The sequence below is a fragment of the Edaphobacter sp. 12200R-103 genome (assembly GCF_010093025.1).
In the GTDB taxonomy this organism is placed as follows: domain Bacteria; phylum Acidobacteriota; class Terriglobia; order Terriglobales; family Acidobacteriaceae; genus Edaphobacter.
In genome coordinates, this window is record NZ_CP048114.1 from 1891251 (window position 1) to 1905519 (window position 14269).

Annotated in this window: 15 protein-coding genes; 9 read left to right on the forward strand and 6 right to left on the reverse strand. The window is 58.8% G+C overall.

The features are described 5' to 3' along the window. The first annotated feature begins 28 nt into the window (after nucleotides 1–28). The 6 genes from GWR55_RS07815 (at nucleotide 29) to purB (ending at nucleotide 5060) form a co-directional block, all read left to right on the forward strand. Complete coding sequence (locus GWR55_RS07815) at nucleotides 29–1378, forward strand: amidohydrolase family protein (RefSeq protein WP_162401766.1); 1350 nt, start codon at nucleotides 29–31, stop codon at nucleotides 1376–1378. A gap of 158 nt (nucleotides 1379–1536) precedes the next feature. Then, nucleotides 1537–2076: a tRNA adenosine(34) deaminase TadA gene (gene tadA / locus GWR55_RS07820; protein WP_162403841.1), complete on the forward strand. Its 540-nt coding sequence runs from the start codon at nucleotides 1537–1539 to the stop codon at nucleotides 2074–2076. Further along, nucleotides 2042–2431, forward strand: a complete 390-nt coding sequence (locus GWR55_RS07825) for a DUF3175 domain-containing protein (protein WP_162401767.1) — start codon at nucleotides 2042–2044, stop codon at nucleotides 2429–2431. Before tadA ends, GWR55_RS07825 begins: the two co-directional genes overlap by 35 nt. A 24-nt stretch (nucleotides 2432–2455) precedes the next feature. Beyond that, nucleotides 2456–3229: an SDR family NAD(P)-dependent oxidoreductase gene (locus tag GWR55_RS07830; protein WP_162401768.1), complete on the forward strand. Its 774-nt coding sequence runs from the start codon at nucleotides 2456–2458 to the stop codon at nucleotides 3227–3229. Between the two features lie 22 nt (nucleotides 3230–3251). Continuing rightward, entirely contained in the window at nucleotides 3252–3509 is a 258-nt protein-coding gene (locus tag GWR55_RS07835; protein WP_162401769.1) for a glutaredoxin family protein, read from the forward strand. A 249-nt stretch (nucleotides 3510–3758) separates the two neighbouring features. After that, nucleotides 3759–5060: an adenylosuccinate lyase gene (gene purB, locus GWR55_RS07840; protein WP_162401770.1), complete on the forward strand. Its 1302-nt coding sequence runs from the start codon at nucleotides 3759–3761 to the stop codon at nucleotides 5058–5060. 227 nt (nucleotides 5061–5287) lie between these two features. Here purB and GWR55_RS07845 read toward each other — a convergent pair whose 3' ends face one another. Beyond that, nucleotides 5288–7318: a glycoside hydrolase family 127 protein gene (locus GWR55_RS07845; RefSeq protein WP_162401771.1), complete on the reverse strand. Its 2031-nt coding sequence runs from the start codon at nucleotides 7316–7318 to the stop codon at nucleotides 5288–5290. A gap of 149 nt (nucleotides 7319–7467) precedes the next feature. Here GWR55_RS07845 and GWR55_RS07850 point away from each other — a divergent pair, with 149 nt between their 5' ends. Together GWR55_RS07850 and GWR55_RS07855 are read left to right on the forward strand one after the other, a co-directional pair. Continuing rightward, nucleotides 7468–8121 carry a YkgJ family cysteine cluster protein gene (locus GWR55_RS07850; RefSeq protein WP_162401772.1) on the forward strand — a complete coding sequence of 218 codons (654 nt, stop codon included), beginning with the start codon at nucleotides 7468–7470 and terminating at the stop codon, nucleotides 8119–8121. Nucleotides 8122–8206: 85 nt separating this feature from the next. Further along, on the forward strand, nucleotides 8207–8746 hold the full coding sequence (locus GWR55_RS07855) for a UbiX family flavin prenyltransferase (protein WP_238398764.1): 540 nt from the start codon (nucleotides 8207–8209) through the stop codon (nucleotides 8744–8746). Here GWR55_RS07855 and GWR55_RS07860 read toward each other — a convergent pair. From GWR55_RS07860 to GWR55_RS07875, 4 genes are all read right to left on the reverse strand, one after another. Beyond that, nucleotides 8743–9696 carry an alpha/beta fold hydrolase gene (locus tag GWR55_RS07860; protein ID WP_162401774.1) on the reverse strand — a complete coding sequence of 318 codons (954 nt, stop codon included), beginning with the start codon at nucleotides 9694–9696 and terminating at the stop codon, nucleotides 8743–8745. The two genes, GWR55_RS07855 and GWR55_RS07860, sit on opposite strands and share 4 nt — an antisense overlap. Continuing rightward, nucleotides 9693–10109, reverse strand: coding sequence for an NUDIX hydrolase (locus tag GWR55_RS07865; protein WP_202925594.1), 417 nt, complete (start codon nucleotides 10107–10109; stop codon nucleotides 9693–9695). The genes GWR55_RS07860 and GWR55_RS07865 overlap by 4 nt, the downstream gene beginning before the upstream one ends. 59 nt (nucleotides 10110–10168) lie before the next feature. Next, nucleotides 10169–10816 (reverse strand): nitroreductase family protein, encoded by a 648-nt coding sequence (locus GWR55_RS07870; RefSeq protein ID WP_162401775.1) that lies wholly within the window; start codon nucleotides 10814–10816, stop codon nucleotides 10169–10171. A gap of 337 nt (nucleotides 10817–11153) precedes the next feature. After that, nucleotides 11154–12182, reverse strand: coding sequence for a hypothetical protein (locus GWR55_RS07875; protein ID WP_162401776.1), 1029 nt, complete (start codon nucleotides 12180–12182; stop codon nucleotides 11154–11156). A 141-nt stretch (nucleotides 12183–12323) separates the two neighbouring features. Here GWR55_RS07875 and GWR55_RS07880 point away from each other — a divergent pair, with 141 nt between their 5' ends. Next, a complete protein-coding gene (locus tag GWR55_RS07880; RefSeq protein ID WP_238398713.1) occupies nucleotides 12324–13097 on the forward strand; it encodes a FadR/GntR family transcriptional regulator in 774 nt (257 codons plus the stop codon). 56 nt (nucleotides 13098–13153) lie between these two features. Here GWR55_RS07880 and GWR55_RS07885 read toward each other — a convergent pair whose 3' ends face one another. Further along, nucleotides 13154–14191: an LLM class flavin-dependent oxidoreductase gene (locus GWR55_RS07885; RefSeq protein ID WP_162401777.1), complete on the reverse strand. Its 1038-nt coding sequence runs from the start codon at nucleotides 14189–14191 to the stop codon at nucleotides 13154–13156. Nucleotides 14192–14269 lie beyond the last annotated feature (78 nt).

Consider the following 14269-nt stretch of genomic DNA (forward strand, 5'->3'; position numbering starts at 1 on the left):
GTTCTGAAATAAAACTTACGGAGACTCGATGCGAATCATCGCCTGCGCCCTTATGTTCTCAGCAGCAATCGCAGCCACGGCCCAGCAGAAGCCCATCATCCTGCACGATGCCGCGCTCGTCGACGGCACCGGAGCCCCGGTTCGGCCCCATGTCGATATCACCCTTCATAAGGGCTACATTGACAGCGTCAAGCCCGCCTTCAAAGAGGCTCCTAAAGATGCAGAGATCGTCGACTGCACCGGCAAGACCGTCATTCCCGGCCTCATCAGCGCACACTCCCATCTCGGCATTCTTCTCGACAACGCCACTCCATCTCCCAACGCCTACACCACCGAGAACGTCACCAAGGCCCTCGACCAGTTCGAGCGCTACGGCGTCACCACCATCGTCTCGCTCGGCGTCAACCGCGACCTCGTCTATCAACTGCGCGACCAGCAGCGCAACAGCAAGCTGGGCGGAGCGACCATCCTCACCGCGGGTCGCGGCATCGGTGTTCCCAACGGAGCGCCCGGACTCAATGTTGCATCCGATCAGATCTATCGTCCGGGCACGCCCGACGAAGCCCGCAAGGACGTCGATGATCTCGCCAAAAACCACGCCGACCTGGTCAAGATCTGGCTCGACAGCGGCCACGGCAAGATTCCTCCGATGAAGCCGGAGATCTATACCGCAGTCATCGAACAGGCCCACAAGCACCACATGAAAGTGGCCGCACACGTCTACACCCTCGCGGACGCCAAAAGCCTGGTCAGCGCCGATGTGGACATCTTCGCGCACTCCATTCGCGACCAGGCCGTCGATCCGGGCTTCGCCCAGACGCTTATCGACCACAAAATCTGGTACATCCCGACACTGACTCTCGATGAGGCCTTCTACCTCTACGCTCAGAACCCCGATGTGATGCACTCAGCTTTCTTCCAGCAGGCCGCCGGCGCTGAGCTTCTCGCAAAGCTCCAGGCGCCCGGCTACGCCGAAAAGACTCTCGCATCCGCACAGACCGAACAAGCGAAGAAGGATCACGAGATCGCCATGAAGAATCTCAAGACTCTCTACGATGCTGGAGTCAATATCGGTTTCGGTACGGACTCCGGCGCCGTTCCCGGCCGCATCCCGGGATTCAGCGAGCATCGCGAGCTTGAGGATCTCGTCGCTGCCGGCCTCACTCCCCTGCAGGCCATCACCCTTGCCACCGGAGAGAACGGTCGCCTGCTCCACGAGGTCAATTCAAAGATGAGCATAGGCCTCATCAAGAACGGCTACTCTGCCGATCTCATCATCCTCTCTGCCGACCCCCTGATGGATGTCCGCAACACCCGCAAGATCGTTGCCGTCTACCATCATGGCGTCCTGGTTCCCAACACTCCACCGCAGAATTAATATTCAATCTCCAAACCGGGTGCCCCATCTTAGCGACAGCCTCATCGTCGCTAAGATGGGACATTCGCACGAAGCGCGAACCCTCTTGCCATTGACTCACCGGCAGCTACACTGAACCGATGCAGCAGCCTTCTCCATCCGATCTCGATGAGTGCATGATGCACCTCGCCATGGCCGAGGCGCGCGCCGCCGAAGCCGCCGGGGAGGTGCCCGTCGGCGCCATCGTCGTTGGCCCTGACGGCGCTACCGTTCTCGGACGCGGACAGAATCGTGTACTCCGCGACAGCGACCCGACCGCTCACGCCGAGATCGTAGCCATGCGCGAGGCCGGTCGTGCGCTCTCCAACTATCGCCTTCTCTCTCCGGAAGGCGGCTGCACTTTGTATGTCACGCTGGAGCCCTGCGCCATGTGCGCCAGCGCCATCCTGCACGCACGCATCGTCCGGCTGGTCTATGCCGCCGGCGACCCCAAGGCCGGAGCCTGCGGCAGCGTGCTCGACGTCCTCAATCATCCGAAGCTCAACCACCGGACTGCGGTGCAGACCGGCGTTCTGGCGGAAGAGTGCAGCCGCATGCTGAGCGACTTTTTCCTAGCCCGTCGTGGCAAGAAGCGCATCGATCCGCATCCTATGGATACGGAGGAAGTCCTCCTCGGAGGCAACGATGGCGACGAAGAGAAAATGGTCCGCGAAGGTTGACACCGAATCGACGTATCCGGAAGAAGGACTCTTCACAAAGAGCCCAGCTACGATCGCAAAGTCCCTGGCATCGAAAAAGGTGTCGCCCAAAGGACCCGGCTCCGGTATGAGAATGCTGACCTTCTATATCAATCGAGCCGGAAAGAACCTTCCTGCAAAGCGCAAAGAAGCCTTGCAGAAAGCGAAGACGATCCTCTCCGGACTCATCGCCGACCAGAAGGAGAACTCCGCTGCAAAACACTCTGCAAGATCCTCTCGCTCCACGAAAAAGAAAGCAGCACACAAGACCACCGGAAGATCCGCCAAAGCCAAAATTCACACGGCGAAAAAGGCTGCTGCCCGCAGAGCAGCATAGAATCCATTCGCAGAAGGAGCATTCATGCCAGGCCATCTTTCCGGAAAAGTTGCCATCGTCACCGGATCTTCTTCCGGCATCGGTCAGTCCATCGCGACGCGGCTCGCTGCCGATGGAGCAACTGTGGTCATCGATTACAGGAACCACCCCGAAGGAGCCGAAGAGACGAAGAAACAAATTGAAGCGGCGGGCGGCAAGGGCATCACTCTTCAGGCCGATGTCTCCAGCCTCGTCGATGTACAGCGGCTCGTCGATGAGGCATGGCAACAGCTCGGCTCCTGCGACATCCTCGTAAACAACGCCGGCATCGAAAAATCCGCCGATTTCTGGGACGTTACCGAGCAGGATTACGACGCCGTGCTCGACGTCAATCTCAAGGGAGTTTTCTTTCTCACGCAGGCCTTCGTCCGTCACCTTCGAGAAGCAAAGCGTCCGGGAAGGATCATCAACATCAGCTCCGTCCACGAAGATATGGCGTTTCCGCATTTCTCCACGTATTGTGCATCGAAGGGCGGGTTGCGCATGCTGGCCCGCACTCTCGCCGTTGAGCTTGGCCCCCTTGGGATCACCATCAATAACATCGCACCCGGAGCTATCATGACTCCTATCAATAAAAAGCTGCTCGATGACAAGCCGAAGCTTAATGCTCTGCTCAAAAATATTCCCCTAGGCCGCATGGGGATGCCCGAGGATGTCGCTGCGATCGCAGCGTTCCTCGCTTCCGATGACGCGGCTTACATCACCGGCAGCACTTACGTCATCGATGGCGGCCTGACCGTCAACTATCACGAGCAGTAGAAGGTTTCAGTAAAATATGCCTATGGATCTGACCGTCTACACCGCGGCCTGGTGCCGCGACTGCCGGGAGGCGAAGCGCTTCCTGGACCAGCACAATATTCCCTACAAAGAAGTGGATATCGAAGTCACGCCAGGCGCCGCCGAACTCGTCCTCGAAAACGTCGGGAAACGCGCGATTCCCCAGTTCGTCATCGATGGAAGATGGGTCCAGCCCTACAGGCCGGGACGCGGCTTCCTCCATGAGGAGATGGCTGACCTCCTTGGCGTCACAGGGAGCTAATCTCTATTTCCCAAGCGAGATGAAACTACAGCCACAGGCTCGCCTTCCTTTTCGCCCGGGCTATAAAAAACAAGGCTCGCTACGATTACATCGTATAGCGATACAAATTATTCCCCAGCGGCTCAGTTCCCTTCTCCACACAGTAGAATGAAGTAGAAACCCATTTCTTATCGCTCGGAAAGCCTGCGCTCAATTCGTTCTCCGCCACATGACACAGCCAGGTTCGCCAACGAGTTCAGGATGCTCTCTATGATTCCGCGTTACACACGGCCCGCGATGGGCCGCATCTGGTCTGATGAAAACAAGTATCGCTGCTGGCTGACGGTCGAGACCGCTGCCTCGCAGGCGCTCGCCCGCTTCGGCTTGGTTCCGCAGGAAGCCGCCGACGCCATCCGCGATAAAGGCAACTTCACCGTCGAGCGCATCAACGCGATCGAGGCCGAGGTCAAACACGACGTCATTGCCTTCACCACTACCGTCGCCGAACATATCGGCAATCCGGAGCACTCCCGCTGGCTGCACTATGGCCTCACCTCGACCGATGTTGTCGATACCGCGCAGGCTCTGCAGATCCGGGAGGCGTCAGCCATCATCCGCGAAGGAATCGTCTCGTTCGCCGAGGTGCTGAAGCGCCGAGCCCTCGAGTTCAAGAACACTCCCATCATCGGCCGCACACACGGTATCCACGCTGAGCCTTCCACCTTCGGCCTCAAGCTTTTGCTCTGGTACTCGGAGATGCAGCGCAACCTTAAGCGCTTCGATGCCGCTGCTGAAGATCTTCGTGTCGGCAAGCTCTCCGGTGCCGTCGGAACCTTCGGCCATCTGAAGCCCGAGCACGAAGAGGCCATCTGCGCCGAACTGGGCCTCACACCCGCCGACATTGCCACGCAGGTCCTGCAGCGCGATCGCCACGCTGCCTATATCTCTACCCTTGCCGTGCTCGCCAGTACGCTCGACAAGATTGCCACCGAGATTCGTCACCTGCAGCGCACCGAGGTCCGCGAGGCCGAGGAGTTCTTCTCCGAGAAGCAGAAGGGGTCAAGCGCCATGCCGCACAAGCGCAACCCCATCACCAGTGAGCAGATCTCCGGCCTGGCCCGCGTCATGCGAGCCAACGCCCAGACAGCGCTCGAAAACGTCGCCTTGTGGCATGAGCGCGATATCTCGCACTCGTCGGCGGAGCGGGTCATCTTCCCCGACTCCACCATCGTCGCCGACTATCTGCTCGCAAAGACTACGAACCTGATCGACAAGCTGCTGGTCTACCCGGCCCGCATGCGCAAAAATCTCGAATCTACCGGAGGCCTCGTCTTCTCCGGCCAGCTTCTGCTCGATCTCGCTGAATCCGGCATGAGCCGCGAAGACGCCTACCGTCTCGTACAGGGTCACGCCATGAACTCCTGGAAGAACGACCTCGTCTTCCGTGACGAGATCGCCAAAGTTCCCGAGATTACGGCGCGCCTCTCGTCAGAGAAGCTGGCTCGCGCCTTCGACTACAACCGTCAGCTGGCCAACGTCGACGCCATCTTCGAACGGGTACTCAAAAATTAATATGCGGAGACTGTTCCTATTCTTCCCATGCTATTGACTGTTTGACTTGCCAGGGCACGTTTGACTTGTCAGGCCACACTCCACCGTTTGGCCTGTCATTTCACCACTTGACTTGTCATTCCGTAGCGTAGCGGAATGACAAGAACGCGGTAGAAGAACAAATTTTCTGAACAATTCTCCCGCCTTCTGATGTCGACGTCATCTCTTGAGCGCGTCCTGGGCCCGCGTCAGGCTTCGGTGTAAGGAATCCAAACCTGCATCGGCGAAGGCTTACGGTTCGCCCATGCATAGTACGGAATCAGCGTAAGCATCGTCCCTTCCCCAGTGCCTCCACTGCCGGCAGCAGATCGGTACAGAACCGTGGAGTCGTGGCCCATCAGCTTTCCGGGATGTTCTAGCACCGCCACTCCGCCCAGCATTCCAGGCTCATACCTTACCTGCGTCTCCCCTTGCAGAGAAACACGCAGGTTGGCAAGATTCCGTTCGTTACTCTGAATCTTCTGATCTACTCCCTCCATACAGAAGACTACCGGCCCTCTCTGCATGGCTGCTTTGCCAATATCTTCCATCACCGCTTCATTCGCTCTCAGCAGATGCGGGGTCATATCCAATGCCAGCTCAATCCGGTCGCCTGAATTCCACGTTCGTCTTACAGCCAGATACTCTCCCGGTTTCGCTCCTTCAACGGCGTTTCCGTTGACCCGAACACCGTTCTTCCCCGACCAGCCCGGTATGCGTAGATAGACCGTAAACTCGTGCGGCTTCACTGGAGACACCGTCAGTTCCACTTCGCCCTTCCACGGATACTCCGTCTTCTGGGTCATCTTCAGTGCAGTACCATCTTCAAGATGCCAGTTCATCTCCGACGCATCGTACAGATGCACATAGATGCCATCCTTGCTGGTGCTGTAGAAATAGCCGGGTAGCGATGCGAACGTACGCTCGATGTTCGGCGGGCAACACGTCGTGTCGTACCACGGATTTCGGATCACATCTCCCGTCGCCGGTTCGAACGCCAGCGGATTGCGATAGCAATACATCCTGCCGTCGAGCGACATTCCGGAGTTGATGCCGTTGTACAGCGCCCGTTCCATCACATCGGTGAATCGCGCCTCACCTGTCGCCGCCAGCATGCGCGCATTCCACATCATGTTGCCGATGGCAGCGCAGCTTTCGCCATAAGCGCGGGCATTCGGAAGTTCATAGGCATCGCCAAAGGCCTCTCCCTCCGCACGCGCGCCCACGCCTCCCGTCACATAGAGCTGGTGCGATACCAGATCGTTCCATAACGTCTCCAGCGTCTTCCAGTATGCCGGATCACCTGTCTCCAGATAGTAGTCCGTAGCTCCGCAGCAGGCATACATGCAGCGTACCGCGTGCCCTTCCAGCTTGGTGCGCTCCGGGAATGGAATCCCGCAGTACATGTAGACAATCGCGCTTGGCTTGATGGTCCAGCGCTTATCGCCGTGAAGAATGTATCCCGCAAGGTCGACATACTTCCGGTTTCCTGTCGTGCGATAAAGCTCAATCAGAGACATCTCGATCTCGGGATGTCCTGAGACGATTGGAGTCTGCCCCGCACCCGGGCCATAATTCGGCAATAGAAAATCATCAACGAAGCGGATGCCTGCATTCAGCATCGTCGGGTCGCCCGTTGCACGATAGTATGCAATTGCTCCCTGCAGGTAATGGCCCATGCAATATAGTTCATGGCCTACCTCCTGGGTGTGCTGCTGCATACGCAATGCCTTGCGATCCTCCACGTAATAGGTATTCAGGTATCCACTCGGCTCCTGCACCGCGACGATCTCTCGAATCTGCGCGTCCATCGTCTTCTTCAGCTCAGGTTCGTTCTGCGACTGCAGAACATACGCCGCCGCTTCGGTCCACTTGTAAATGTCCGAGTCCGAATACACCGGCCCCCTCTGCGGCTCTGTCGATTTCCCCTGCAGGCGCTCGAAGTTTGTCATGCGCCCATGCTGCACCAACTCCTCGCGCATGCTCGGAATGCTGCTGGCGAAGTTCGTCTTTCGACGGGCTGCCCAATAGCCGGTAACGGTCACCGCCCCCACAGGAATCTGTCGCAACTTTGCGTGCGGCGACTTCGAGAAGTCCAGCACTGGCTTCATCTTCCAATCCATATACGGCTGTGTCGTCGGACCTGCCATGGCCTTCGCCTGCCGCGGATCCGCAAGAACCGCTGCAGCGGCCAGCGTCGTTGAAGCAAGAAACTCCCGTCGCGAAATCGATCCGGACATCCAGATTCCCCTCTTTCTTTCCGGCATTCCGGGCCGGAACCAACCCTTTTGCAAAAGTTCTCTCGATCACGCATCTTATCGCCGCAGGGCACAGTCGTCGAGGCTCCTCCTTCTTTCCGGTAAAGTTGTACTTGGAGAGACTTTGTCCGATGCCGCCATTAGAAGGCCGTTACGATGCCAGCCTCATCCAGATCGTCGATGATGCCCTGGCCTCCACCGTCCAGCGCAGCGGACGTCACCTCGCCTGCCGCCCCGGCTGCACACAATGCTGTCATGGCATCTTTCCCATCTCGCAACAGGACGCTGCACGTCTGCGTGAAGGTCTTCATCTTCTCGTAAACCACGATCCTCAACGCGCTGCCCGCATCGCCGCGAGGGTGGAAGATTCTCTTCAGCAGTTCGCTCCCCTCTTCCCCGGCGATCCCTCTACCGGCATACTCAGCAAGGACTATGAAGACTCCACCCTCTTCGCGGATGACGCGGAAGGCGCCATCGGAGAAAACGAGCCTTGTCCCGTCCTCGATCCTGCAATCGGCACCTGCGACCTTTATCAACACCGTCCCATCGTCTGCCGCACCTTCGGACCACCTATGCGAACTCCTGATGGCGATCTGGCGACCTGCGAACTCTGCTACATCACCGCCACCACAGAAGAGATAGCCGCCTGCGAGTTGGACCCCACCATCCCCGCCCAGGAGAGCGCCAGCAACGCGGTCTACAATGCCAGCCACTCTCTTCAAGGCGAAACCATCGTCGCTTTCGCTCTCCGGGACGCTGCAGATATCCAGACCACTAAGCGATAATCATCCTGTGGAGCAGACCGAGGCCAACACTCACAGAATCACGCTCGCCGTAACCGGAGCCAGTGGAAGCGTCTATGCCGTCGAGATGCTGCGTGCTCTCGCTGCGGACGATCGCGTCACGCGCATTCACTTCGTTGCGTCCGAAAGCTCCCTGCGTGTCTTCGCGGAAGAACTTCAGTTGAGCGGACGCAACAATCTTGCAGAAAAACTGCTCGGAGCACCGTCCGATAAGCTCCGGCAGCACGCAGACTCCGACATCGGCGCCAGCATCGCCAGCGGAAGCTATCCCACCAGCGCCATGATCGTGCTTCCCTGCTCCATGGGAACGCTCGCCTCCATCGCCAATGGCCTCGCCAGCAACCTCATCCATCGCGCCGCCGACGTCTGCCTCAAAGAGCGCCATCCGCTTATCCTTTGCGTGCGCGAGACTCCGTTCAATCGGATCCATCTGCGCAATATGCAGCTGGCCGCTGAGGCCGGAGCCACCATCTTTCCCGCCATTCCCACGCTCTACAACCAGCCTCGAAGCACGACAGAGATGGCGCGGCAGTTCGTCGACCGCGTCCTTGCGCACATCGGCCTTCCGCAGCCTGGCGCATATCAGTGGGGCGCTGAAGAAGACTAACGAGCAGCCTGGAGAGTCTTCTCCTGGCCTATCATCGCAGGCTGCGCATGCAGAAACTCCTCCGTCGTCCTCGCTACCGGCTGCCAGCATTCCAGCGGCGCCAGGTGTCCGCAGCCTTCGATAATGCTCAACGAAGAGTTCGGGATCAGGGAGTGAATCCGCCGGCCCACCATTAGCGGAATCAGGTGATCCACTGAGCCCCACACCACCAGCGCAGGCTGACGGAGCTCCTGCAGGCGAAAATCCAGCAGATCGTGCCCATAGGTCATGGCACGCATGCTGCGCTCAATCACCCAGCCGTTCCGCGCAAATTTGCGCAGAATATCCCGCTCAACAAACTCCGGCAGCGGCTTCGGATCGGGCGAGAGAATCTTCATCAGTCGCGTAATACCGGGCGCATCCAATGGGACGAACAACTCCGCACCGAAATCCGCCGGGAAATAAATGCCTGCGCTGTCATACACGACCAGCCGATCCACTATCTCCGGATGATCCAACGCCATCTTCATCGCCACCCATCCGCCCATCGACCACCCACCGACGAAGGCATGCGGAAGATGAACCGCCCGCGCAAACGCGACAACGGCATTCTCTTCCATGGTGATGGAGTAGTCAGCATCCCTGGGCTGCGAAGACCTGCCATATCCGGGAAGATCCGGCGCGTAGACATGAAATCCGTCTGCAGCCAGTGCCGGCAGCATCCGCGACCAGTCCTCCCCACGCGCTCCCAGACCATGAATCAGCAGTACAGGCGCACCGTCAGCCGGACCTGCTTCAAAGTAGTGCAGCCGATAGTCACCCGCCTCAACATACTTGCTCTTTACGCCTTCACGCCACAGCTCCAGGCGTACCTGCATATCCGCAACCCACAGGGGATGGAAGTAGAAGACAAGACTGCCCAGGACGGCCAGAAGGATCAAAACCAGCAACGTTCGCCATAAGACCTTCATCGCTCCAATGTCTCCGCCAGCCGCAGGGCTTTCTCAATGACGCCCAGTGTAGTCTCGCCCAGGTCGTAGTTTGTAGAGGAAATCTCTTCGCGCGGCACCCACCTCGCCTCAGCAGCATCGTCCCCGCACACCAGCGGCTCCTGTTGATCCTCAGCGAAACAGAGCCACTCAACCAGCACATAATGGAAACGCACGCGCTGCTGATCGTCGCGAACAATGCGATCCAGAGTGGCAACGATCTCCACCGGTCGCACGCGAATGCCGGTCTCTTCAAAAATCTCGCGGACGACTCCTTCGGCCATCGCCTCGCCCAGCTCCAAGGCGCCCCCGGGCAGCGACCACGCACCCAGCAAAGGCTCGCGTCCGCGGCGGATCAACAGGATGGCGTCATCGCGCAAAACCACAGCTGCCACCCCAAGAATCGGAGCCCGTGGATACTCTCGTCCCGTCCGTACCGCTTCCGTGATATCGCTCACTTCAGAGGCTTGCCAAACTCCTCGCCGAAGACCGTGTGGGCCATCTCAAAGCGGCCACCATAAAACTTATCCGGCCCCTTCAGATGCCCTACGGCAAGCAGCGCCACAACCCAATAGCTCATGGGCAGGCGAAGCACCTCGTGGACCTTGTCCTGCTCGAATCCTTCCATTGGCGCCGTGTCGTATCCCATCACCTCGGCCATCAGCATCATGTGGGTCAGGGCAATCATCACGTGCTTGTTCAGCCATCCGTGCATCTGCTCGCGGCTGAAGCCCGAAAGGAAGTTCGACACACTGGTCTGAGCCTGCGCAGCATAGCTCTCCGGCATACCGCCCTCACGGCCAAGCTGAATCATCAGGTCCAGGTCCTTGCGCCAGCCGTCGGCGTCGCCACAGGCCACGATTACGGCCGAGGCCTCTTCCACCTTCGCCTGGTTATAGCTCGCCGCCCGCAGCTTCTTCTTCTGCTCAGGCGCCTGCACCACGATAAACCGCCAGGGCTGCATGTTGTAACCGCTCGGAGCGTGCAGACCAGCATCCAGAATCTGCTTCAGATCCTCCAGCGGAATCGGAACTCCATCGAAGCTCGGCGTCGCGCGCCGCCCCGCAATCGCCTGGGACAATGTCTTCTTGATCTCTGCCATCGGCCTCTTGTTCTCTTTACCTAGGATGTTATCTCTTCCTATAGAGGTTTCTATTACCTCTATAGGAAGACAAAGGCGTCTTCAAGATAGCATTCTGGCTGCCAATCGAAATCTCAGCAAAATCAATTTCTCACAACGTGGCTGCGCCGGAAGCAACACCGATCGCTATCTCGCAGCCGTTATCGTCGTAAACGCAAGCCGCAACTTTTCAGAGCGTGTCATCCTGAGTGAGGCTCGAAGGGCGAAGACGAAAGATCTGCGGTCTACAATCCCGACACTCTCGCGTAACGATCGACCCACAAAGCATGCTGCTTCATACTACGGCGTCCGCAAAGTTTCAGTGAATCTCGTTCATCGCAAGCTCAATCGCATAGGGGTTCTGTCCCGGAGCCTGCGCCACCATCCATACACCGTGAAAGTTTTTGCGAAGCTCCGGATACGCTCCGACCAGCGCGCTCATCGCGTCTGTATTGCGCTTCTTCGCCGTCGCCGCATCACCCAGCTGATCCACCTTCAGCCGCGCAATCACATCGACTTTCTCTTTCGCCAGGGAATCGTCCACACTCAGTCCCACAAAGTGGTATTCCACGCCGTCGGCGCCTTTCACCACCAGTGGAGTGTTCTCGCCGATCCCATCCGAAAGCGCCGGGGGAGCCGCGGCAGCCTGCTCGTTGCGCAGCTTGTCGAGATGTGTGCTCTGGATCATCGTCGTCGGATTCAGCAGTGCCTCCGCCTGCTGGTAATAGAGCCAGGAGCTCCACTGTTCCTTGTCCTTCGCCATCTTCCGGGCTTCCGTCCAGTACCACAGGCCATCGTGCCCGGCCGCCGTCATCGCACGCGGATAAAAGCCGGCCATATGCCAGGCGCCCTGCTCCTGCTGCATTAGAAAGGACAGCCGGTAAGGAGCGGGTATTCCTCGCGCTTCCACGATGCCGAAGGCATACTTTCCCGCAGGCAGCGACGGGATCGAAAAATCCGCCTCCGCAATCGAATGATTCAGTGTGCAAAGAAACTGCGCGTTCCCCGGCTTCCCATCAGATCCGGGCTTCAGATCTGTCGCGTCCAACAGATAAACCTGCTCCACCACCAGCACCGCTCCTTTAACACTGGAAGATGCGGTGGCAACTGCGTTCTGGATAGCGCTGAAGTTGTTGGCATATTGGGGAATTGTGATCGCCTGCAGACCGGCGGCATCATTGTTCTGCACCTTGTCCGCCAGGTTCCGGACAGCGGCTGTTAAAGCATTGCGGTCCGTCTCCGTCATCGCGGATTGCGTCGTACAGCTCTCTGCACCGGCCACTGCCCCACAGCTCAACGACACCGCCAGCAGCACTACCGTTGTGCGAATCCATCTCAACCCCGACACCTTCCAACCTCCATGCAACGACTCAAGTCTAGTGCATCTCGGCATGCCTGATCTTATGTTCCATAGGTCTTCTGGCCTTGGCGGCCTCTCCCGCCGCCGTGTTACCCTTCTCCCACTTTCCAAAGAGGATTCCGTTTCGCAGTGAAAAAAGAGGCCGCCATCACCGACGTTACCCCGCATAGCCAGCTCACCATGCAGGTCGTCGACCACGTCCGTTCCCTCATTGCCTCTGGCGAGGTAAAACCCGGAGACCGCCTTCCCCCCGAACGCGAACTGGCACGAGAACTCAAGATCAGCCGCTCCAGCCTGCGCGCCGGAATCGGCTTCCTCTCCGCTATGGGTGTGCTCAAAAGCCGTCACGGCGCCGGAACCTTCGTCTCCAGTGGCCCTCCGGCTCTCGATTCCAGCTCGCTCTCCGTCCTGGGAGCACTTCACGGCTTCCTGCCCTGGCAGATGTTCGAGGCACGCCTCGTCCTCGAATCCTCGATCGCCGCCCTCGCAGCCGAGCGCGCCACCGATGAGCACGTCGCCGAGCTCGCCGAAGAAGTTGCCGAGATGTACGCCGCCCTCACCGACCCCCAGGAGTACCTCATCCACGATGTGCGCTTTCATCGCACCATCGCCCGCGCCGCCGGCAACCCCATCCTGGGCGCCCTGATGGAAACCATCACCGCCAATCTCTACGACTACCGCTCCAAGACCGTTGAAAAAGCGCAGGACCTCAAGGAATCTGCCGAAATGCATCGCGAGATCTTCCGCGCTATCAAATCGCGCAACCCGGCACTCGCCCGTCAAACGATGGAAAAGCACCTCAATCTGGCCCGCACCGCCCAGGCGGCCGAGATCGAGCAGGCACAACCATCCCAGATATCAATAGCAGATACATCAGAACCCGCCCGGATCATCAGCGGCTAACCAGCCATCGGCCAGGATTTAGCAAGAGACCCGAACGTCTAAATAAAGTCCCTCGCTCAGCCCCTCAACCCAAACTCGCGTGCCAGCAGATCGTAGCTCCTGATCCGCTTTTCGTGATCCCAGACAATCGTGTTTACGATCACCTCTCTAATCCCCAGTTCTCCCGCCATTTGCTCCAGCCGCTCCCGTACCGATGCCGGAGTTCCCACAAAGTACCGCGGCCACTCCCCTTCCTCCAGCGGAAGTTCTCCACGCATCTTCAATTCGCGTATCGCATCCTCCGGAGCCGCAACCGGTTTCCTCTCTCCCAACCGGATTCTCTGCTGCAGCAGTTTTACGCTGGCGGACAGGTACTCTGCCTCCTCCTGGCTCTCCGCGCAGATCACTCCCACCGCTACTGTCGCCTCAGCCTTCTCTAGCCGGATCCCCGGCCTGAAGTGCCTCATGTACGCCTCAATCGCGTCTCTCGTCTTCACCGGCGAAAAAAAATGCGCGAAGGAGTACGGCAATCCAAACTCCACCGCCGCCGCCGAACTCCACATGCTCGACCCCAGCATCCATACCGACGGCCCGGCGTACCTCTCCTCCGCAACAGGCGCCGGCATCGCCTTCACCTTCCCGAACGGATGTCCCGCCGGAAAGCCGTCCTCCAGAAAGCCCAGCAGCTCCGTCACCTGATCCGGAAAATCATCTTCCATCGCCACCTTCCGGCTCCGCCTCAGCGCCAGCGCCTCCATCGGCCCTCCCCCGGGAGCACGTCCTATTCCCAGGTCCACCCTCTCCGGATACAACCCGTAGAGCATCCTGAAAACCTCCGCCACCTTCAGCGGAGTGTAGTGCGGCAACATAATCCCACCCGACCCGATGCGTATCCTGCTTGTCTCCGCCCCAATCCGCGCCAGCATAATCTCCGGAGCCGTGCATGCCAGCAGGTCCATCGCGTGATGCTCTGACATCCAGAAGCGCATAAATCCCAACTCGTCCACCCTCCGCGCCAGCGCAATCGAATTCTGCAAAGCCTGTGCCGGAGCTGTCCCCTCCGGTACCGGCGACTGATCCAGCACCGAAAGTCTTAGTTCCCTGTCCTTAGCCATAGCTATCTGATGACATAGAGGTAAGAACGGCATCAGACCATCTCGTGTCTTCTGAGGAGATCACCTGTGGAACGATAT